The sequence below is a fragment of the Actinoallomurus oryzae genome, from assembly GCF_039541955.1.
In the GTDB taxonomy this organism is placed as follows: domain Bacteria; phylum Actinomycetota; class Actinomycetes; order Streptosporangiales; family Streptosporangiaceae; genus Actinoallomurus; species Actinoallomurus oryzae.
The window spans coordinates 691,018-711,982 of the sequence record NZ_BAABHF010000019.1; the positions used below are offsets into that span (position 1 = coordinate 691,018).

Here is a 20,965-nt window from a genome sequence, read left to right on the forward strand (position 1 = left end):
GCTCGGCATGCTAGTCGCGGAGTTGACGGCATCGACGATTACGAGTTCGTCTCCCCCGACGAGATCACCGGCGAGTGATTTCGCATTAATCACGGGCCGCCCCGTCAGGATCCGGTGCGCAGGAAGCTGACGCGTTCGGCGGTTTCGATCATCTGGACGGCGAAGGCCGCGGAGTCGACGGCGGTTCCGAGGGCCGCGGCCATCTCGGCGGCGAGCGCGGAGATCGGGACGGTGCCGTGGAGGTTCAGCGGCAGCGCCCCGACGGTCGTTCCGTTGCGCAGGGTCTTGCCCACCCCGCCGGTGGCCGGTTCGACGGCGAAGTGCAGCGCTTCGGGCCGCTGGTGCAGGTCGAGGCGGGCGAGCTCCCCCTCGAAGAGGCAGAGCAGCACCGTGTCGGACAGGCGCTGGGCCGGCATCGCCACGAGCTGCGTGGTCCCGGCCGCGTCCGCGTAGCCGTCGACGAGCAGGTCAGGGTAGCCGGCGACCAGGTCGGAACGGATCAGCGCGCCGGTGATCTGGACCAGGTTCACCGACGGCGGGTCGTGCAGGTCCTCGTCGGCGTCGGCACGGGTGATCCGGCCGATGCTGTACGCGCCGTCGATGAGGGCGGCGACCCAGGCGGGGTCGAGCTGCAGGAATCGCACGGTCTCGACCGGCAGCAGCCGGTCGTCGGGCACCAGGTAGCGCAGCGGGACGCCGCGCAGCCGGGCCAGGTCGTCGAAGAGGGCCTGGACGCTCGGCGGAACGTCGGTGTCGATGTGCGGCACCGCGAGCGGCAGCCCCGTCGGGTCGGCGCGTTTGAGGTCCTGCGCACGGCGGCGTTTCCAGCCGTACAGCGCGGTGGCGGCGGCGGTGTGCTGCAGTGTGATGAGCCGTCCGAGCTGCCAGGCCGCGGCGTAGCCGGTGTCGAACATCCCCGCGTCGGTGTAGAAGCGCAGGAGCTGGTCGGGGGTGCGCAGCACGGCCGGCGCGGGCGCGGGCGCCGGTCCCGTGACGAACGGCCCTCGGTACCAGGAGACGGTACGGCCGCCCTGCCGCAGGGCGTGCCGGACCGGAACGTAGCCCTGCCGCAGGAACGCGTCGGCGGCCGGCTCCCCGCTGTCGGGCAGCCGGAACGGACGGCCTTGGTCGGCGAGGGCCTTCGCGAGGTGAGCGAAGGTCTGGTCCTCCGTCACGCAGGCGAACCGCCAGCTCGCGAGGGTGACGAGGCGGACCTTCGCGTCCGGTGTGTCGGGGCCCAGGTCGAAGCCGCCGGGACCGTACCGGCCCTCGACCGAGACGAGGTGGACGGTGCTGGAGGTCCCGGCCGGCGGCAGCCGGGTTCCGATCACCACGGCGGTGTCGGTGCCGGCCCGCCGCACGTGCGCGAGGTAGGCGAGGTCGGCGAGGCCTGGCATCAGGCCGGCGAGCAGCGCGCGCGGCACGTCGATGACGTTGACCTGGTCGCCCGCGGCGTCGTGCGTCTCCAGGACCGGCGCCGGGATGTACGCCGATCCGGTGGCCAGCTCGCCGATCGCGACGGTCGTCCGCTCGGGAATCTCCTCGTCGCTGAACAGCAGCAGCACGAGCCAGGGCCGGGCGACGTCGTCCGGGCCGCCGGGCCGCCGCTCCCAGGGCAGGGACGACCGTTCCAGGATGACGTGCGGCAGCACGCTGGTGTGGTCGCCAAGGCTGCCGTCGGGCGGGAACACCGCGCGGATCTCCGCGGGCGGCAGCGCGAACCGCTCGCCGGCGACGGTGAAGGTACGGTTCGCCGTGAACGCCTCGGTGTCGAGCGACACCTTCTGTTTCGCGCTGATCGAGTAGTCGCCGCTCGGCAGGACCGGCCGCTGGTGGGCGACGAACGTCAGCAGGCCGGGCGCGGTCAGGTCAGACATGGGCGGCCACCTGAGGAGTCAGCAGGAAGTCGGCGGGGGTCAGGCCGTTCAGGTCGACGGCGGCGTCCGGCAGGAGCTTCCCGGCGATGGCGGCGCGCGCGGCGGCGCCCGCGGCCAGATCGAGCGGCTGCTCGCCGGCCTGGTACGGCGCGAGCGGCTGCCAGTCGAACGCGTCCTGCTCGGTGAACAGCGGGGCGCCGGCCCGCAGGTCCGCCAGCGGCACCGACGGCGGGTCGACGGGCTCGTCCGGCGGTACGGGCCGGATGACGTACCCGGTGAGCAGGCCGTCGACGAGCGCCGGATTCTTCAGCGTGGGCACCAGCTCGTCGCCCCACTGCGCCGCGGGCAGGCTCTTGGTCACCGGTTCGAACGTGAAGTACGACTCGGCGGCCACGCCGTCGCGGGTGATGGTCAGCTCATGGCTGGAGGTGAACCCGCCCTGGAGCCCGACCGGCGCGATGCCGAAGTCCGCACCCGCCCCCAGGTCCGTGGTCCCCGCCCGGCCTCCGGTGCTGGGGATGGCCGAGTCGGTGACGATCTCCAGCCGGAGCGGATCGACCTGGCCGAGGTCGGTGCCGTCACCGGAGTGCAGGCCGCCGCCCTGGAGCGCCACCGCGACGACCTTGCCGGCCGGCGGGAGCTGGGCGTCGCGGAACTCGTCCCACTCGACCGGCTTGGCCTTGTCGCCCTCCTTCGCGCCGAAGTCGATCGTGAAGGAGATCACGTCGAGGTCGATGAACGCCGTGCCGCCGAAGTCCGGCCCCCAAAACCGCACGTCCGTGCCGACCTGCACCGTGATCGTGTGCGTGCCGAAGAAGGAGAACGTGTACGAGGCGCCGACACTGAGGTGGAACGCGGCCTGGTAGTGGAACGGCTGCCAGGCGATGAGGAAGTCCAGCGTCGTGTCGAACCAGGCGCGCAGCGACCCGTCCTCGTACGTCGCGCTGAGCGAGCCGCCGGCCATCAGCGCGCCGGGCGTGAGGGCGAAGTAGCCGGTGCCCTTCAGCGCGAGCCGATCGGAGATCTTCCAGTTGAAACCGAGCCGTGGCACGGCGGGGTAGTGCGACGGCACCACGAACTGCGGGTGGTACCCGCCGGCCGTGAGCACGAAGTCGCCCTTGTGCTCGGGGCCGAACCAGATGACGAAGGCGAACCCGCCGGTGAGCTTGCACGCCCGGTCGAGCAGGAAGGAATTCGAGGTGAGCTGGGCGAGCAGCGCGAAGTAGCCGTCGTCCGGCGCGAACGTGGCCTTGAGCGCGAGCTGGATCTCCGCGATCGGGGTGACGCCGGCCTGCTGCGCGCCGGGCGCGGGCAGTACCACGGTGGACAGGCCCAGCACGTTCAGCTCGACCCGGTGCCCGAACCCGATCGTGAGCAGCAGGAACGAGTCGATCATCTCGAACGACGTGAAGTGCACGCCGATCGCCAGGAAGTAGTCGCCGGGAGAGGGCGGGATGGCGTCCTGCAGCCGTGAGAGCTCGCCGGGCAGGTCGCTCGGCTGGACGGTGCCGACGGCCTCGGCGACCAGCGGGAAGTCGGCGATCGCGTCGACCGCGGGTGCGATCAGCCGCCGGTTGTAGCCGAACCCGGCGGCCAGCCCGCGCACGAAGAAGAACGCCGGGCCACCGATCGGGTAGTCGAGGAAGGCGTAAACGAACATCGACGGGCCCGAGTCGAGCTGCACGTAGGAGCCGATCGCGCCGACGGAGAACGCCTTGGTCCGGATGACGGCCTTCCCGCTGTAGGAGGCGTAGTCGCGGCCCTGGAACGTGATCGTGCTCTTCAGGAACGCCCCGCTGATCTCCACCGGGCCTTCGGAGTAGGACAGCCCGAGCCCGGCCAGGTCGAACGTGGGCCCGGCGGCGAGGTCGGACAGCGAGATCCCCGCCGACAGCCCGTCGCACGACAGGGTCAGCCCGCCGACGGAGATCGCGGCGTCGAGTAGCACGGCGAGCGTCGCGGGCTGCCCGGCCGCGTGCCGGTAGGCGACCCCGACCCGGTTGACCTGCACCGGCCCGTACGCGGTCTGCACCTTGTACCAGAGCACGTTGTCGTTGGTCTGCGCCTGCTTCGGCGTGGTGGGCGCGCTCTGCCCGGGAGTGACGGGCAGCGAGACCGGGGCCTCCAGCGGGCCGAGCCGGAGCCGCCCGCCGACCGTGAAGCCCGCCGCGAGGTCCTGCTCGGGCAGCGCGGCGACTCCGTCGGGCAGCAGCCCGTTGACGGCCGTCACTTCGGCGGCGGCGAGCGCGGCACTCGCGGCGATGACCCGCAGCGGGTCGAAGCCCACCACCTGGTCGCCGGTCAGGCGCGGCCCGACCACGGGAAGCTTCGCCAGGTCGAGCGTGGCGGTCAGGTCCACCCCGAAGACGTACGTGCCGCCGTCCACGGCCAGCACCGCATCCTTGAGGCTGACCGTGATGCCGTCCGGGATGTAGGCGGCGGCCGTCGGGGACAGCGCCGCGACCAGGTCTTTGACCGGCGGTATCGGGTCGGCCGTGCCATGGGTGTACGTCACCGCGTACCGCGTGGCCTCGGCCGTCTTGGCGAGGTGCACGTCGAAGTGCAGCTCGACGCCGCCGGCGGTCATCACCACGATCCGCCCGCCGAACGTCTTGGCGCCCGTGTCGATGGCGACGGTGAGGTCGACCTCGGTCGTGTCGATCGGGAACCGCGCCTCGCCGGCCAGCTTGACCTGCGCCTCCTTGGTCTCCAGGGAGGCGGCCAGGTTCTCGATGGTCAACTGCGAGATAGGCGCCGGCAGTGCGAAGTCCCCGTAAGTCTGGGCCAGCTCATCAACGAACGCGCCGATGGGGATTCGCTGTCCGGGCCCGGTCTCGCCGCTGAACATCCAGCCCTTGACCGAGTCGTAGCCGGCCGCGATCGCGATCAGCACGCCGCCGGCGAGGAGAGCGGCCCGTGCGGTGAAGACCGAGTCCGTCCCGTACTCGAGGTCGAAGCCGACGCCGATCAGGGTCACCTGGTCGGAGATGACCCAGTTGCCCGTCAGCGTCAGGGTCGACTGGAAGGTGAACGGGCCCCCACTGGGCATCGCGCCGAAGATCTCGAACTGCTCCACGACCAGGTCGGGGAAGTGACCGGGATCTCGGCCGGTGAGGTCCGTGAACACCTCGCGGATGTTCAGCGGCCCATCGCCCTCGCGCAGCGCTCCGCCGAGCGACCGTGTGCCGAAGTCCGCACTGATCTCCAGGGTGCCGTTCGCCCCCCAGCCGAGCAGCCCGGAGACGACCCCGTTGAGGCGGCGGCCGCTCCCGAACGGATCATCTAGCCGGAAGGTGAGGTCGACGGCGTCCAGGACGAATCCGCCGCCGAGGTCCCACTGCTTGGTGGTCTCCAGGAGCAGCGTCATGCTGCGGACGCCGAGCGGCTGGGCGAGCCGCACGCTCACCGTGGACAGCCGGACCGGACTGTTGCCGACGTCGATGGCGAATGGATTGGCCAGGCCGGCGTCCTGCTGCCGGGCGAACGCGATGACCTCCTCGAAGGCCAGGTCACCGAGCGAGCTCAGGTCGGCCTCCAGGACGATGTCGTCGGTCCAGGTCCCGAGCTCCGCCATCAGACCGACGACCGTCGTGGAGCCGCCGATCGTGACCGGGACGCCGGCGAGTATCGCTAGTCGCCCGGCGACGCCGTAGTCACCCGTCGAGTAGTCGAAACGCGGGATCGCGTACAGCTCGTAGCGCCGTCCGGTGATGCTGAGCAGGCCGAGGTCCAAGGCCGGTGCTTCTGGGCCCTGGAGCAGGATCGATGGCACCCGCGCGAAGGCGAGGGCGGAATCCGGAGGTGGGGGCAGGACGGTGACCCGGCCGCTCAGCTCATGGGTGACGCCGAAGAACAGCAGGTCGAGCGGGGCGAGCAGGGTACTGATGGTCAGCGTCCCGGTGAACGTCATCGGAATCTGGGCGAGCGGGTCGCCGGGGTCCGGCGGGGTCGTGGAGCTCAGCACCAGCCGGGGCGTGTCGTACGTCAGGTCGTTCCACAGCGTGGGTTCAAGCGCGGGAAACGCGGTGACGAAGGTCCAGGTCGAGTCGCCGGTCGCGGTGACGGTCAAGGTGGTGTCGGTGGCGGTCACCGCGAAGTCGGCCACGACGGTCATCCCGGTGAACGGGCCGGCGTCCCCGGTCCCGGTGACCTGGACGCCGGCGGTCGTCTCGTGGCGGTCGGTCACATCGCGGAGCACGAACGTGCCCTCGGGAAGGAAGGGGCCGAAGGCCGCGGTGATCGCGGTGGAGTCCAGGGCTGTCAGCGGCAGGTCGAGCCGCGCGCCGGTGACCCGCACAGCGGTCCTGAGCTGGTCGAGGGTGAGCGTCATGGGATCGTGATGGTCTGTGTGCCGGAGCTTCCGGTCGAGTAGACCGGCTGGTCGGCGGCCAACTCGATGGGGGCGGTCGTCGACTGGGTCAGGTCCCATGTGGAGATCGGGTGGGAGGCCGGGTCGGCGGGCCGCCCGTTGGTCACGAATCGCTGCAGGTAACGCCTGATCACCGGCGCGCGCGGCAGGCTGTAGCCCGACGGACCGACCTTCGTGGTACTGACAATGACACGTTCGACCGGTCTCAGCTGGTTCACCCAATTCTGCGAGGACGAGGTGAGGTCGCTCCCGTGGTGTCCGACCTGGACGACGTCGACGTTCGCGATCCGGGCCGCGCGGGTGGGCCTGCGGAGAAGGAACGCCTCGGTCGCCTTGGTGGCGTCGCCGCTGATGAGGAATTTCTTTCCCGAGACCTCGATGAGCGTCACGATGCTTCCCCGGTTCTTCAGATCCTGAGCGTCGTCGTCCTGCACGTACGCGTGACTCACGCTTGCGGCGAGCAACGTGACTCGAAAGTTCGTCTCCGCCTCCGCCACGACGACGAGTCCAACGTCGGCGTCGAGCCGTTCGTCCATGCTGACGCCTTCCTGCACCGGAAGGATGGGCTGGCCGGCGAGGGTGTTTTCGCCGATGTCGCCGTCCTTGCTGAGGATGACGCTCTTGACGCTGTCCGCGTTGCGCTGGAGCCACCGGTTCGCGCCGCCGTAGTCGCCGATATAGCCGCTGTGGTAGACGGTCGGCAGTGCGAAGCCCTTGAGTATCGTGCTGAGCTGGCCCCAGTGATCCTTGTCGCCGTGGGTAAGGATCACGATGTCGATCGTCGTGGTGTTGCGGAGGTAGGCGGTTGACTGCAACACGCCCTTCACACGGGCGGTGAAGGCGGCCTGGTCCTCCTCGCGGTCGGAGCTGCCGCAGTCGATCATGATGACCTTGCCGCCCGGCGTGCACATGATGGTGCAGTCGCCCTTGCCCATCTGGATGAAGGAGATGCGGAAGACCCCGTCGCCGCGCTCGCCGGGGACCACGCTGGCGGGCGCGGCGTTACGCAGATCTGGGGCCTTCTCCTCGGCTCGGCGCAGCGCCGCCGCGACCTCCTCCTGTTCCAGCAGCCGGCTCTCATCGAGCGAGGACTTGCCCAGCGGCTTCCTGATGCCGTCCGCCTTGTTGAGGGCGTACCCGGCCGATCCCGTCTTCGTCAGCGCCGGCGGCTTTCTCTCGCGGGTTTCCTTTTTCTTCGGCATGCTTCCTCCCTGCCGGTCGAGGGCGATCTGGCGTCAGGCCGGGAAGTCGAGCCGCCAGCGGCCGAAGCCGACGCGGCCCTTCTGCAGGTTGGTGAAGACGTAGCCGCGGGACCCGTCGTAGTTGATGGAGGCGCCGTAGGCGTACACGTCGTGCGCGACGTTGTAGAGGTCGAACTGCAGCTGCCCGGCCGCCAGCTTCCGCAGGATCTGCAGTTCGGCCTCGCCGATGACGGTGTTGCCGATCTTCAGAGCGGTCACCACGGCGGTGTTCGCGTACAGGTCGACCAGCGCGTCGCTGGCCAGGTCGCCGGTCTTGAGCAGGAAGCCCTCCGGCCGGGCTTCGATGCGTTGCCAGAACTTCTGGCTGTGGTGGAACCGGATGCTGGGGAAGGTGAAGTCGGGGCCGGCCGTGGCGTCCTGGTACAGCTCCAGGTACAGGGTCCTGTCACCGGGACCGGCCCCCGCCTCGCGGCGCAGCTGTAGGTGCGGGACGGTCGGGCCGCTCGTGGACGTGCCGAGGGACGCCGTCGTCGCGCCGGTGCCGCCGATCGTGACCGCGGCCAGCGCGGTCGTCGTCGTGTTGACGCCGACGGGGTTGCCGATGGAGTTGATCAACAGCGGCTTGCCGCCGTGCGACTGGATCCACGAGTAGTCCTGGTGGTAGCCGAACCGCAGGTTCGACTGAGACGTGGGTCCGAGGACGAGCGCGCCGCCGGTGGCGTCCTGGTCGGTGTGAATCACCTGGAGCCGTGCCTCGGGCGTCACGGTGTTCACTCCGACGTTCGCGGCCGTGTACAGCAGCGGTGTGCGTTCCGCGGCGACGGTCAGAGTGCCGTCCGCGTATCCCGGGATGTTCTCGTAGTCGACGACGATCGGCGCCTGGCCGGGCGTCGCCAGCGCGTGGATCTCCTCCAGCACGATCTCGAGGTACTCGTCGGCCTTGATCGCCGTGTCGGCGGTCGGGGTGAGCGTCCACTGCACCCGCTGCCCGAGCGCCTCCTCCTGGACCTTCCAGCCGTGCTGGGTGACCTTGAGGGAGACGGCAGGTGCCGCGGCCGCGTCGGTCAGCGCCCACGGGCGGTCCTCGCCCTCGTCCTGCACGTCGAACGACACGACGAACGCCGAGGACGGGGGGCCGGCGGACAGGGTGATGCCGGGGCCGTCGCGGAGCACGTTGGTGAGATGCATGCGCAGCGTGGAGGCCGTCTGCCCGTCGCTGAGCACGCGGTCGCCGCCGACCAGCCGCAGGTCGAGCGGGATGGCCCGGCGGCCGCGGTGGTTGACCACGTCGAGGAACTCCATGCGGGTGCCGGTCAGCTCGGTGTTCTCGTCGGCGTACTGGAGCCTTTGGTAGTCCAGCTCGACCCGGGTGCCATGGGTACCGGCCGCGCCGTCGGCGTTGAAGCCGTCGATCCGCAGTTGGACCGACGCGCCCGGTGCGATCGTGTCCGGCTTCTTCCACAGCAGGTACAGCGCGGTGCCGTCGGCCTCGGCGAGCACGGCCCAGTCGGGGTCGGCGACCTGGAGCGTGAGCCCGGTGGGGAGCGTGCCGGGCCGGAACCGCAGCGTGAAGTGGTGGTCGGTCGCCGACAGGTCGGTCAGCGGCTGCGCCGTGATCGCCGTCCGCGAGGTGTTGGTGAGCCGCAGCGTCATCGGCTGGCCGCCCGGGCCGTCGTCGATGTACAGCACCGGCTGGTCGTCGCCGTTGACGAAGTCGAAGCCGAGCGGGTGCGTGCGGACGAAGGAGTCGAGGGCGGCCTGGTCGTCGGCCATGTCCCGGGCGATCTCCACGGCGGACAGCGCGTCGTCGTAGATCCGCAGGTGCGCCATGCGGCCGGCGAACACGCCGGGGCCGGACGCCGCGACGACCAGTGACGACCGGTCGGCGGCGCGCCCACCGGCGAAGGCGTGCTCGGCGGCCTGCACACCGTCCAGGTGGATCCGGGCGGTCTGGCCGTCGTTGGTGATCGCGACGTGCCGCCAGGTGCCCGCGGGCAGCGCGTTCGCGCCGGTCCGGTGCGAATCGGACCCGGACGCGGTCGCGAAGGAGTGGGTGAGCGAGCCGTCCGCGGCCAGCACAAGGCCGACGTTCGTGCCCTTGCCGAGCAGGCCGACCGGCCGCGGCACGGGCGCCGCATTCACCCAGACCTCCACCGTGTACGCGGTGACCCGCAATTGCGGGGCGTCGGGCAGGTCCACCTGGTCGGTCGCGGTGGCGAACTGCAGGCAGCTGCCGAACTTCGGGTCCGGCTCGTTCGACGGATCGCCCTTCACATCGCCGTTCAGGCGGTTCGGCGAGGTGTCCAGCGCCCGGCTCTCGGCGGTGAGCGCGTCGAGCGGCCAGTGCAGGACCAGCGCGGCGCTCATGCCGACGCCTCGGCCCGCACCGCGCCCAGGCCGACCTGTGGCTGCGCCTGCTGCTGCAGGCCGCCGATCAGCTCGTACACCTCTGCGTAGGGCAACCGGCCGAGGGCGTCGAGGATCTGGTTGACCTCGGGGATCGTCAGCTCGAGCTTGATCTTGGGCGGCGTCACGGCGTACGACCTCTCTCGGGAGTGGGACGCAGGATCAGGTAGCCCTCCCGGAGGGTGGGCGTGTTCGGGAGCCCGGCGTCGGGCCGGGGGTCCTCGATGGGCGTCTCGGTCCAGCCCGCCGGGTCCGGCTCGCGCGCCCGCCAGCTCCACTCCTGGCCCGGCTCGTCCGGCACCGGCACCGCCAAGTGGTCACCGTCGGTGAGGACGGGCGCGACGAAGTAGGCGGGCCGGATGGCGGCCAGGGTGTCGCGGTACTGCTCGGGCGGGATCCCGATCGCCTTGGCCGGCAGGATCCCGGATGTCAGGTGCACCGGGGCGCGCGGGTCGACCAGCATCGTCAGCCGCCGGGCCGGCAGGCCGACGGCGACCTCGAGCACCGGGTGGTCGGTCGTCCAGTGCGGGGCCCCGCCCTCGTCCCAGTACACGACCAGGCCGTCGTCGAGCTGCGCGGCGGTGCCGACGCGGGCCGGGAAGCGCACCAGCGCGGCGTCGTCGGTGTCGCGGCTGGAGCGCCGCATGTCCTGGCGGAAGACGTTCCAGTCCTGGTGGACCGCTGGCAGCCCCATGAGGCGCAGGTCGACTTCGGCGCGGACGACGGCGAGCGGGCGCACGGTCAGCGCACCGTCCGCGTAGTCGGCCGGTTCGATCGTGGCCAGGTCGCTGTCGAGGCGCGCGACGAACTCACCGAGCGCGTCCGGCCCCAGGTCGCGCAGCCGGCCGGCGAGGTCCCGTAGGTAGGGATTGGCGATGCCGGTCACGGCGTCGACCTCGCCGCCGGGCGCGGCACGCCATCGGGCCTTTCCGGGCTCCCGCGGGTCCGGCAGGGCCAGGAGCTGCCCCAGCGATACGCCCGTCTCGTCGTAGAGGGCGAGCCCGTCGTCGAGGTCATCCGCGGCGATCCAGCCGCAGACCGGGGAGGTGGTCGGCACGTCGTTCGTCCGCCGGATGTCGTGGTCGGAGTCGAGCCAGCGGAAGGACAGCTGGGCGGGTTGTGCGAGCCGGGGCGGCATCGCCACCCAGCCGGGACGGCCGGGAATCGCCAGCTGCGCCGTTGTCTCCGGGTGCGCGACGTCGATCGAGAACGGGATGCCGAAGTTGTCGACGACGCGGAGCCGGTGCAGCCGAAGGGCGCCCGCCCGGATCGGGTTGAAGTCGCTGAGCGGGTGCGGCGCGTGCCGCGTCTCCTGCCCGACGGCCGCCGCGACCCGGGCGGCGAACCGCTGGTAGCCAGGAAAGCCGAGCGGGTCGGCGATCGGGAGCTGGCGGGTGAGCCGGCGCATCAGCAGTGCGTCGTTGAAGCCGCCGAGCACCTGGGAGAGGCTGCCGCCCTCGTCACCCGCCAGGTGGCGGTAGAGGGTGATCAGCTTTTTCAGGCGATCATCGGACCCGTTCGCCGCGTACCAGTCCAGCACCGCGTCCGGCGCCTTCTGAAACTCCTCCGGGGCGACCCGCACGGCGGTGGCGGTGTTGTACGGGGTGACGATCCAGCTCGCCAGGTACCGCAGGACGCGGGCGGACAGCACCGGCCGGGCACTGGAGGAGAGCACGACGGTGCCGGTGTAGACGTTCGCGCCCTTGTCCGGGATGTCGCGTCCGGGCCTGGGCCGCAGCTCCACGTCACCGGGGGCCAGGTCGTAGTTGTCCGTGACGTACGCGCCGTCGTACCCGTGGGAACCCGGGTCGAGGTTGTTGCCCCCCGCCGCCGGGAAGAACTCCACCTCCCACTGCATCAGCACCGGATGCCAGGGGTTGTGCTGCCAGCTCACGACGCCCAGGCCGAGCGGCCGGACGCCGCCGAGAAGCCGCTCCGGGTCGTCCGGGTCGTCGACCACGAGCACCTGGCAGGCGAGTCTGCCGCCGGGCTCGCCCGCGCCGTCGTGCCCGTACCGGTCCGACGGGGTGGCGAGATCACCGGTGATCAGCACGACGGGCTCGGACGGCAGGTAGAAGCCCGGGCCCGCCACCCGGTCGAGGACGTACGTCGCCCCGGCCGGCCCGGCGGTGGCGGTGTTGAACGCCGCGAGGGCGGTGTCGAGGGCGCTCTTGGCGGCGGCCAGCTCGGCGGCGATGCCGGTCGCCGGGTCCTCCGTACGGGCCGTCAGGTCCGCGAGCCCGGCCATCCGCCGTTCGAGGTAGTGCCGGACCTCGTCAGGGTCCGGATAGGTGTCCCGGCGCGTGTCGTACGGGTAGGCGCAAAGGAGGTATTTGTACCAGTCGGCGAACAGCTGCTCGCGCAGGCTGAGCAGCTCCCGTTCCGCCTGGTCGTACCGCTCCTGCGCGGTGTTGAGCAGGTCCAGCAGGTCGGCGAGCTCGTGGGTCGGCGAGAGCGCCGAGCGGGCCTGCTGCTGCTCGGGCGTGGCGTCCGCCGCGTCGTCGCGCCGCAGCGTCCACAGCTGCCCCGCCGGGAGTGGCCGGAACGTGGCGGCCTCTCGGGCCTCGGCGAGCTTCGCGCCGACGTCCAGCGGGCCGGCCTCCAGCTCGTCGGCGAACGCGATCGCCTCCAGCAGGTCCTCCACCGTACCGTCGTGCAGCACGGCGCCCAGGTGCGCGGCCAGCGCCTCGGTGGGAGTGCTGCCGACGTACACGCCCGCGTCGCTCTTCCCGCCGGCGGCGGCGAGCAGCACCGGATTGGCCGTCTGCGCGACGGGGACGAACTCCAGCCGGGCGCAGCAGACGGTCCGCGTCGGCCGGGCGGCCCCCTCCGGCGCCGACCAGCCGAGCGCGTCGAGCCGGGCCCGCCAGTCGTCGCCGGTGATCTGGGCCAGGACGTCCTTCGCGGGATCGGAGTACCAGCCGACCAGGTCGTACGCCACGCCGCTGGGCGGCGCGGCCGTAAACTCCCCGTCGTGGAAGCCGAAGACGCTGTGGCAGTTGGGGTAGAACGCGGCGAACGACGGCTCGCCGTGGCCGACCGCCGTGAGCTCTGGTAATCGCTCGCCACCGGCGTCCGGGCGCCAGGCCGCCAGCGGCAGCGTCCGGCCGAGGAGGCGGTACGGAACGGCCTCCGGCACCGGGACGGTGACCCCGCCCCCGGCGTCGCCCGGAGGGGCGAGGTAGTCGCTCTCCACCACCCATTGGCCGTCGACCGTGCCGTTCGCGGTGCGAGTCACCAGCCAGCGGTCGGGCACCGCCGGAATCCGCGTGCCGGAATCGTCGTTCGTCATCCGGGTGAGCGCGTCGGGAAGCGCCCAGTGCAGGTGCACGCCCGCCTTGAGCCGGAAATTCTGATCTTGGAACGGCTCCGAAATAACGGCTTCGCTGAGATAAGGGGTATCCGGCCGAATATCACGGCCGGTGGCGGGATCCACATAGGGTAATTGGCCAAAGTCGGCCAATGGCCCTACCGCATCCGTGTCCGTTCCGAGGTAAAGCGCGTCCAGTCTGACCGGGACCACCAGGAGGTCCGCCATACACACCTCCGGGATCCGTCGGCAATAAAGAAATAACACGCGGCGAGGCCGCTGACCATCCCGGAAGACCACCATTTTCCCAAACCGTTCTCAGGCTGCACCGGAATTCTTCGATGCGTGCGCGGCGGTCGCTTTTCGAACTCGACTCGACACGCGCCGGAGTCGCCGCGGCTCTCCCGGTCTCAGTGGCTGAGTACGCGGCCGAGGAAGGATCGGGTCCGTTCGTGCTTCGGGTCGTCGAACACCTCGGCCGTGATGCCCTCTTCGATGATCTCGCCGTCGGCCATGAAGACCACGCGGTCGGCGACCTCGCGGGCGAAGCCGAGTTCGTGTGTGACGACCACCATCGTCATGCCGCTGAGCGCCAGGTCCTTCATGACCGCCAGGACCTCGCCGACGAGTTCGGGGTCCAGCGCCGACGTCGGCTCGTCGAACAGCACCAGCTTGGGGTCCATCGCCAGCGTACGGGCGATGGCGACGCGTTGCTGCTGGCCGCCGGACAGTTTCGACGGGTACCGGTCGCCGTAGCCGTCCAGGCCGACGCGGTCCAGCAGTTCGTCGGCGCGGGCGGTGGCGGTGGCCCGGTCCGCCCTCCGGACGCGGATCGGGCCGACCGTGATGTTCTCCCGTACGGTCATGTGCGGAAAGAGGTGGAAGTGCTGGAACACCATCCCGATGTCGCGACGCTGCCGCGCGATGTCCCGATCCGGCAGCTCGTACAGCTTCCCGCCCTTGTCCTCGTATCCCATGAGCCGGCCGTCGACCCAGATCAGCCCCGAATCGACGCGTTCCAGGTGGTTGACGCACTGGATGAGGGTCGACTTCCCGGCGCCGGACGGGCCGATGACGCACGTGACCGAACCGGCTTCGACGTCGAGGCTGACCGAACGCAGCACCGTGTGCTCGGCGAAGGACTTCGTGATGTTCTCGATGCGCAGCATCGGCATTCCGGCCGTTGTCGCTGTCATGCCTTCCTCACCGCCGTCCGAACTTCTTCTCCAACCGGCTCTGCAGAACGGTCAGCAGGGTGACCACGACGAGGTACCAGATCGTCGCGACGATCAGCAGCGGGATCGTCTGGTAGTTGCGGGAGTAGATGAGCTGCGCGCTGTACAGCAGGTCCGACAGGGCGAGGACGCTGACCATCGCGGTGTTCTTCACCATGCTGATCACCTCGTTGCCCAGCGCCGGGATGATGATGCGCAGCGCCTGGGGGAACACGACGACGCGGAACACCTGCCACCGGGTCATCCCGATCGCGAGGGCGGCACGGGTCTGACCGGGCTCCACACCGCGGATGCCGGCCCGGATGATCTCCCCGGTGTACGCGCCCTGGCTGAGCATCAGGCCGAAGACCGCGGCGCTGAACGGCGACACCAGGCTGTTGGTGTCGAAGGAGAGCAGCTCCGGGCCGAACGGCACGCCGAGCGCGACGTGCTTGTACAGGGCGCCGAAGTTGAACCAGAACAGCAACTGCACGAGCACCGGCACGGTCCGGAAGAACCACGTGTAGGCCAGCGACGCGCCCGACAGCAGGCGGCTGTCCGCGTCGCGCATCACCGCGAGGACCGTGCCGATCAGCAGCCCGCCGGCCATCGCGATGACCGTCAGCAGCAGCGTCATCCCGAGACCGGCCATGATGGGCCGGGTGAACAGGTAGAGGAAGACGGTGCGCCAGCCGAACGCCTGGTTGGTGATCAGTCCGTGCAGTGCCATGGCGGCGATGAGCAGCACGAACGCCACGCCGACCCACCGCCACGGCCGCCGCCTGGGCACCACGACCTTGCCGGAGGGATCCTGTGCCGCGTGCGAGGCCCGGGTCGTCATCTCGGCCATGTCACATGCTCTTCGTCTTGTTGATCTCGGCGGTACGGATCATGAGCGCCGACTGCCCCCACTTGTCCATGATCTTCGCGTACGTGCCGTCGTCGATCAGCTTCTGCACGGCCTGCCGCCACACGCCGATCAGCGTCGATCCCTTCGGGAAGGCGGTGCCCCAGGGGATCTCGGCCGACGTGTTGTGCCCGGCGACCTTCGCCGCGCCGTGGCTGTTCTGCGCGAAGTAGTTGCCGGCCGTGGCGCCGATCCAGTAGACGTCCACCCGCCCGCTCGTCAGCGCCAGCCCCGCCTGGCTCGACTGGTCGAACGTGCGCAGCTCGATCGGCTTCTTGCCGGCCTTGCGGCATTGGGGATTCTGCGCGTTGGCCAGGTCGACCTCGATGGCACCGCGTACGGTCGAGACCGTCTTCCCGCACAGGTCCGCGACGGTGTGGTAGGCATCGCCGTCCGTGCTCCTGGACACGAAGCTCTGCCCGCCGTTGATGGTCTGCAGCATGTCGATGACCTGCACCCGCGCCGGGGTGATGCCCATCTGGCCGATGGCGAGGTCGTACCGCTTGGCCTGCAGGCCCGGGATCAGTGCGTCGAACGACGTCGCGTGGTAGTCCGGCCGCAGGTCGAGCACCTGGGCGGCGGCGTTCACCAGGTCGACCTCCCAGCCGACCAGCTTGCCGTTCGAGTCACGGAACTCGTCCGGCGCCGACCCTTCGTTCGCGCCCACCCGGACGGCCGACCCCTTCGGGTACTGGGCGGGCAGCTTGGCGATCAGCGCGGCGTCGGGCTTCTCGCTGATCGTCTGGGCCTTCTGTCCGCTCTGCTGCGGTTTGGCGCCGCCGGCCGAGTCGTCCGGTACGGCGCACGCCGCCATCATCGTTCCCGTGCACAGCGCCGCGAGCAGGACGCGGGCCGCTCTACCTCCGTACATAACCCCTCGCTTGCTCTTATTGCTGGCCCGCGTACTGGGCGCGGGGCAGATCCGGGAACGCGGCGGTGGTGGTGTCGAGTAGCCGGTCGGGTTCGAAGCCGGACAGCAGGGGGGAACGCCGGTCCCGCAGGACCTCTTCGGCGACGATCCGGCCGAGCAGTACGGACAGGGTGATGCCGCTGTGGGTGCACACCGCGTACGTGCGGTCGTCGAGGAAGCCGGCGGCGGTGCGGCCGTCGGCCGGCATCGCGCGCTGTCCCACCGCGATGTGGCTGAGCGCCGCGCCGTCGGTGCCCGCCAGGACCCGGTGCAGCCGGTGCAGCATCTCCTGGCCGACGGGGCCGGAACGTTCCACCGCGTACAGCGGATCGGCCCGGTGGTCGAGGTCGAGTGTCTGCAGTACCAGCCGGCCGCCGCCGTCCGGGCGTACGTTGATGCGCGGCGTGGTGAGCACGGCGTTCAGCCGCGTCGGGACCGGTTCGGTGTAGCCGAGGAAGCCGCAGACGACGTCGCCCGGCTCGTTCGGGTCCCGGACCGCCATCGGCCGGCCGGCGAGACCGGTGAGCTCGCCGGTCCAGCGCCCGCCCGCCAGAACGACCCGGTCGCCGGTCCAGGTCTCGCCGGCCGCCGTGCGTACGGTGGCGGTGCTCCCGGCCGTGTCGATGCCGGCCACCTCGTCCGGGCAGCGCAGCCGCGCGCCGTGGTCCCGCGCCTCGCCCCACAGCCGGGCGAGCAGCAGTCCGGGCAGCACGTACCCCTCTTCGGGGTAGCAGACGATCTCGTCGATCCCCGGCGGCACGAGGAGGTCCGGCAGCCGTCGTCGTGCCTGGTCGGCGGTCAGCCGGGTGACCGCGTACCCGCGCTCGGACAGTTCCCTCGTCGACGCGGCGAGCCGCTCGCGGCCCGCGTCGTCGTCGGCCCACTCGTGGTTCCCCGTCGGGAAGAACCAGCGAGCGCCGCCGTCGGGGACCGCCAACTCGCGGTGGGCGGCCATCCCGGCGACGTTCAGGTCGTGGTAGGGGCGTGGATTCTTGTGGTGGGAGTTGACCCAGGCGAACGTACGGCCGCTGGTACCCGTGCCGATCCCGGTCCGGTCGAAGACGGTCACGTCGGCGCCGGCCATGGCGAGGCCGCGGGCGATCGACACCCCGACCACGCCGGCCCCCACGACCGCCACGGTTGCGTTGGACACTGCCCCTCCTATCGCGCGGCTGCCGCGGTCGTCGCCCGGGACGCGGTGAACCGCGACGGATCCAGATACGAGATGTCGAAGCGGGGGTTCGCACCGTCCAGCACCAGCTCGGCGGCGAGCTCTCCGAAGACCGGCGCGAGCTTGTACCCGTGTCCGGAGAACCCGGTGAGCACGAGCGCGTCGTCCTGCCCGGGAATCGGCCCGAGCGCGGCGTTGTGGTCGGGCGTGAAGCCGTCGCTGTAGGTGCCGATCCGGATCGGGTGCGGCACCAGCGCGGGCAGCAGCCGGCGGACCGCTTCCGCCGCCGCCCGGGTGAACTCGGCGTCGCGCGAGCGCGGCAACGCGTCCGGTGTGTCGACCTCAGGGCGCTCCAGATGGTGTGGGATCACCTTCACCGAGACCCCGTCCACGCAGGGGAAGAAGGAGAACCCGGCCTCGACGTGACGCCGGATCCCCACCGGGAACGCCCGCGGCGCCACCGTCTCCGGCTCGCGCGCCGCGAACCAGCAGGCGGTGATGAGCTCGGCGTGTACCGGGATGTCGGCGAGCAGCGGGGTACGGCCCGCCCAGGGGCCGGGCGCGAGCACCAGCCAGTCGGCGTCGAACCACCGCTCGCCCGCGCGCACCCGCCAGCCGCCGGGGTGGCGCTCGACCTCCCGCACCCGGTGGTACGGCAGGATCTCCGCGCCGGCCTCGGCCGCCCGTGCCAGGGCCGCCTGCACGCCGACCTCCGGCCGCAGGACCCCGCCCTGCGGGTCGAGCACGCCGATCTCGTCGTCGTCCACCGCGTGCTGCGGGTAGCGGTCGCGCATCTCTCGCGCGTCGAAGGTCTCGTGCGGCAGCTCGTACTCGGCGGCGCAGTCCAGCACGGCGCGGACATCGGGGTCGTCGGGGCGGCCGACGGTCAGGCAGCCGGTGCCGGTCAGGACGCGCCGGCCCGAGGTGCGTTCCAGCTCGTCCCACAGCTCACGGGCCCGCCGCAGCAGCGGGACGTACTGGCCGCCCTCCTTGTAGATGGTGCGGAAGATGCGGGTCTCGCCGGCGGAGGCGCCGCGGTCGTGGCCCGGTGCGTACATGTCGAAGGCCAGGACGCGGGCGCCGCGCAGGGCCAGCCGCCAGGCGGTCATCGCTCCGATGACGCCGGTCCCCACCACCGCGACCGTGGGTGCCTTCGCCGCCGCGGGTGCTTTCGCTGCCGCGGGTGCTTTCGCTGTCGGATCGGACACTGGGCTTGCTCACCTCATCCGGTGTCGGGGCCTCCTCCGAGACCTTCGACGGTCTGCTCGATGTAGAACTCGTGCAGTCCGGGCTTCATGACGTGCCACATGGCTTCGGCGACCGTGCCGTCGGCGAGCCGCGTCACCCGGCTCAGCCGGAGCACGGCCGCACCGCGCTCCGCCTCCAGCAGGTCGGCGTCGGCGGCGGTCAGATTCACCGCGGAGATGTACATCCGGGACGTCGCGAGCGGGACGCCGCGTCCGCCCAGGTAGTCGAGGACGGTCGTGTGGACGAGATCCTTCTCCAGCAGGTCCGGGGCGTACCGCAGCGGTACGGCACTCTGCTCGATCGCGATGACCGTGTCGGTCAGATCGAACTTCAGCCGCCGCAGCTCCACCACCGGCTCGTCCGCCGGTACGTCCGGCAGGTCCACGCCGCATTCGCGTGCCGTGCTGACGCGTGCCCGCTCGACCTCGTGACGGCCCGGGATCTCCGGTCCCTTGATCTGGGGGTCGACGAGCCGCAGCAGATTGTCGTGTGTCGGCCCGGCCACGAAGCTTCCGATACGTCGATGTCTCACCACCAATCCGACTTGCGCCAGTTCCCGCAGCGCTCGCTGGGCGGTGGCCCTGGACACGCCGTACGCGGCCTGCAGCTCGGCTTCGGTCGGGACCTTGTCGCCCGGCCGAAGGTCACCGCCGCGGATCTGCGCAGCTAGGTGGTTCCGGATACGTATGTACGGTGCGTCCGCCACTAGAGGGAAACCTTCCACTCATTTAATTGGCTAGTCAATAGCTCTGATCATGTTTTTCACCCGACGAGGGGCCACGGCCTGGGCGAGCTGCGGCCCGCCGGCGTACACGATGGGCCGGCCAGGCGTACGAAGGAGGTCGACCAGGCGATACGGCCAGGCGGCGTTCACACGGACGGCGCCGAGCCCCGCACCGCGTGCGCGGTGCGGCTAGGCCGTGCGTCTCTTGCGGACCAGCGCCCAGGCGGCCCTCTGGACCAGCAGCGTCGCCGTGCCGGCGACGACCATCCCGGCCAGGTTGACGCCGAGTTGAACGACCGAGCCCCAGATCTCGCCGTTGTGATCGAGCGCGAGGGCGACCGCGACGTTACCCGCGGCGGGCACCGTGGTCACCGAGATGAAGACGCCGACCAGCGCCGAGGACTTTCCGGCCGTGAGCGACAGCACCCCGGCCGCGCCGGCGAGCACCGCCACGATGAACGACCACCGATCGGGCCGGTAGACGAACCCGGTCTGCGGCCGGTGGGCCGGTAGCTGGTCCACCGCGATGACGCCGGTCCACCGGCCGACCAGCGCGCAGACGAACGTCACCACGATCGCGACCGCGAACCCGGCGGCCAGGACGCCCAGGGCACGCCCGATCCGCCGCAGGTCACCACGGATCAGGCCGTAGGAGATGGCCGCCACCGCACCGAACTCCGGCCCGAGCACCATGGCACCGACGACGAGGATCGAGCTGTCGATGATCGCGGCGATCCCGGCGAGCATCGTCGCCAGCACCAGAAACGCGGCGAACGACCACGTGAACCGGGCCTCCTCCTCCGTCCGCTGGTCGATCTCCTCCCACACGACCGCGTCGTCCCCGTGTCCCGGGGCGTTCTCCTCGGCCGCCTCGGCGACGTGGGAGATCGAGACGTCGATCCGCTCCAGCGCGATCGACCCCTCATCCTCCAGCCCGAGACGCCGCAGCCCATCGATGACCTCGTTGACCGCCTCGCGGGCGACGTCGCACATGACCAGGTCGCCGACCGGTTGCCGAGCCGCGCCGGGCAGCACCACCACGTTCGTCACGCCCAGGCTCTCGCCGAGCAGCCCGCACACGTCGTCCGTCCGGTCCTTGGGCGTGATCGCCCGCAGATGCAACATCGCCGCCCCCGACCGCCTCGCCCGCAACCTGACGGAGAACATCGTGCCCCATCACGGCCGACGATCCGCCCGGTCCCGCGGGTGCATAGGCACGCCGGGTCGCCGGGTTCCCAGACCGGGCGAAAGCGGACGGCCTCACGAGCGGCGCGGCGCCGCCCAGATCGTCCCGAAGACTCAGTGGTGCAGGGCGCTGATCAGGGACCTCAAAACACGACTGGACGCTCCCGACAGCGTCGATGATTCCCGGCTCAGCCCGGGTGTGCTGCCACGGACTTGAACTCCGAGCCCGCGGATTAAGAGTCCGCTGCACACGTGTTAGATCAACACTTTCGGCGTCAGATCATGCCAGTTCGTCCGCGACTTCGGCCGTTTGACTGCCGAACCGTACCGTCGCGTGACGACGTGTACCGCGACATACGAGCACCCACCGAGCACCCACGATTCACGGCATGGTGATCACCGAACGCAGACCGCAGCGTACGGTCCCATGGCCGAAACCTCG

The 20,965-nt window shown here is 70.8% G+C and carries 13 protein-coding genes and 1 pseudogene; all 14 read right to left on the minus strand.

Annotation, left to right across the window (positions count from 1 at the left end; translation table 11 throughout):
* Positions 1 to 104: 104 nt before the first annotated feature.
* Positions 105 to 1,877 carry a hypothetical protein gene (locus ABEA10_RS17310; protein ID WP_345464787.1) on the minus strand — a complete coding sequence of 591 codons (1,773 nt, stop codon included), beginning with the start codon at positions 1,875 to 1,877 and terminating at the stop codon, positions 105 to 107.
* Complete coding sequence (locus ABEA10_RS17315) at positions 1,870 to 6,207, minus strand: DUF6603 domain-containing protein (RefSeq protein ID WP_345464788.1); 4,338 nt, start codon at positions 6,205 to 6,207, stop codon at positions 1,870 to 1,872. The genes ABEA10_RS17310 and ABEA10_RS17315 overlap by 8 nt, the downstream gene beginning before the upstream one ends.
* Positions 6,204 to 7,448, minus strand: coding sequence for a ComEC/Rec2 family competence protein (locus tag ABEA10_RS17320; protein ID WP_345464789.1), 1,245 nt, complete (start codon positions 7,446 to 7,448; stop codon positions 6,204 to 6,206). The genes ABEA10_RS17315 and ABEA10_RS17320 overlap by 4 nt, the downstream gene beginning before the upstream one ends.
* 33 nt (positions 7,449 to 7,481) lie before the next feature.
* Entirely contained in the window at positions 7,482 to 9,815 is a 2,334-nt protein-coding gene (locus ABEA10_RS17325; RefSeq protein WP_345464790.1) for a LamG-like jellyroll fold domain-containing protein, read from the minus strand.
* Complete coding sequence (locus ABEA10_RS17330; RefSeq protein WP_345464791.1) at positions 9,812 to 9,982, minus strand: hypothetical protein; 171 nt, start codon at positions 9,980 to 9,982, stop codon at positions 9,812 to 9,814. The genes ABEA10_RS17325 and ABEA10_RS17330 overlap by 4 nt, the downstream gene beginning before the upstream one ends.
* Complete coding sequence (locus tag ABEA10_RS17335; RefSeq protein WP_345464792.1) at positions 9,979 to 13,185, minus strand: hypothetical protein; 3,207 nt, start codon at positions 13,183 to 13,185, stop codon at positions 9,979 to 9,981. Before ABEA10_RS17335 ends, ABEA10_RS17330 begins: the two co-directional genes overlap by 4 nt.
* 389 nt (positions 13,186 to 13,574) lie before the next feature.
* Positions 13,575 to 14,360 carry an amino acid ABC transporter ATP-binding protein gene (locus ABEA10_RS17340; RefSeq protein ID WP_345464793.1) on the minus strand — a complete coding sequence of 262 codons (786 nt, stop codon included), beginning with the start codon at positions 14,358 to 14,360 and terminating at the stop codon, positions 13,575 to 13,577.
* A 7-nt stretch (positions 14,361 to 14,367) separates the two neighbouring features.
* Positions 14,368 to 15,228 (minus strand): amino acid ABC transporter permease, encoded by an 861-nt coding sequence (locus ABEA10_RS17345; RefSeq protein ID WP_345464794.1) that lies wholly within the window; start codon positions 15,226 to 15,228, stop codon positions 14,368 to 14,370.
* A 1-nt stretch (position 15,229) separates the two neighbouring features.
* The gene (locus tag ABEA10_RS17350) at positions 15,230 to 16,156 is read right to left on the minus strand and encodes an ABC transporter substrate-binding protein (RefSeq protein ID WP_345464795.1); all 927 of its coding nucleotides are present in this window, start codon (positions 16,154 to 16,156) and stop codon (positions 15,230 to 15,232) included.
* 16 nt (positions 16,157 to 16,172) lie between these two features.
* Positions 16,173 to 17,348 carry an NAD(P)/FAD-dependent oxidoreductase gene (locus ABEA10_RS17355; RefSeq protein ID WP_345464796.1) on the minus strand — a complete coding sequence of 392 codons (1,176 nt, stop codon included), beginning with the start codon at positions 17,346 to 17,348 and terminating at the stop codon, positions 16,173 to 16,175.
* An 8-nt stretch (positions 17,349 to 17,356) separates the two neighbouring features.
* The gene (solA, locus tag ABEA10_RS17360) at positions 17,357 to 18,499 is read right to left on the minus strand and encodes an N-methyl-L-tryptophan oxidase (protein ID WP_345464797.1); all 1,143 of its coding nucleotides are present in this window, start codon (positions 18,497 to 18,499) and stop codon (positions 17,357 to 17,359) included.
* 89 nt (positions 18,500 to 18,588) lie between these two features.
* Positions 18,589 to 19,119, minus strand: a complete 531-nt coding sequence (locus ABEA10_RS17365; RefSeq protein WP_345464798.1) for a UTRA domain-containing protein — start codon at positions 19,117 to 19,119, stop codon at positions 18,589 to 18,591.
* A gap of 57 nt (positions 19,120 to 19,176) precedes the next feature.
* Positions 19,177 to 19,338: pseudogene (locus tag ABEA10_RS51145) on the minus strand (GntR family transcriptional regulator); the annotation flags it as partial.
* A gap of 189 nt (positions 19,339 to 19,527) precedes the next feature.
* Positions 19,528 to 20,463: a DUF389 domain-containing protein gene (locus tag ABEA10_RS17375; protein WP_345464801.1), complete on the minus strand. Its 936-nt coding sequence runs from the start codon at positions 20,461 to 20,463 to the stop codon at positions 19,528 to 19,530.
* Between the last annotated feature and the right edge of the window lie 502 nt (positions 20,464 to 20,965).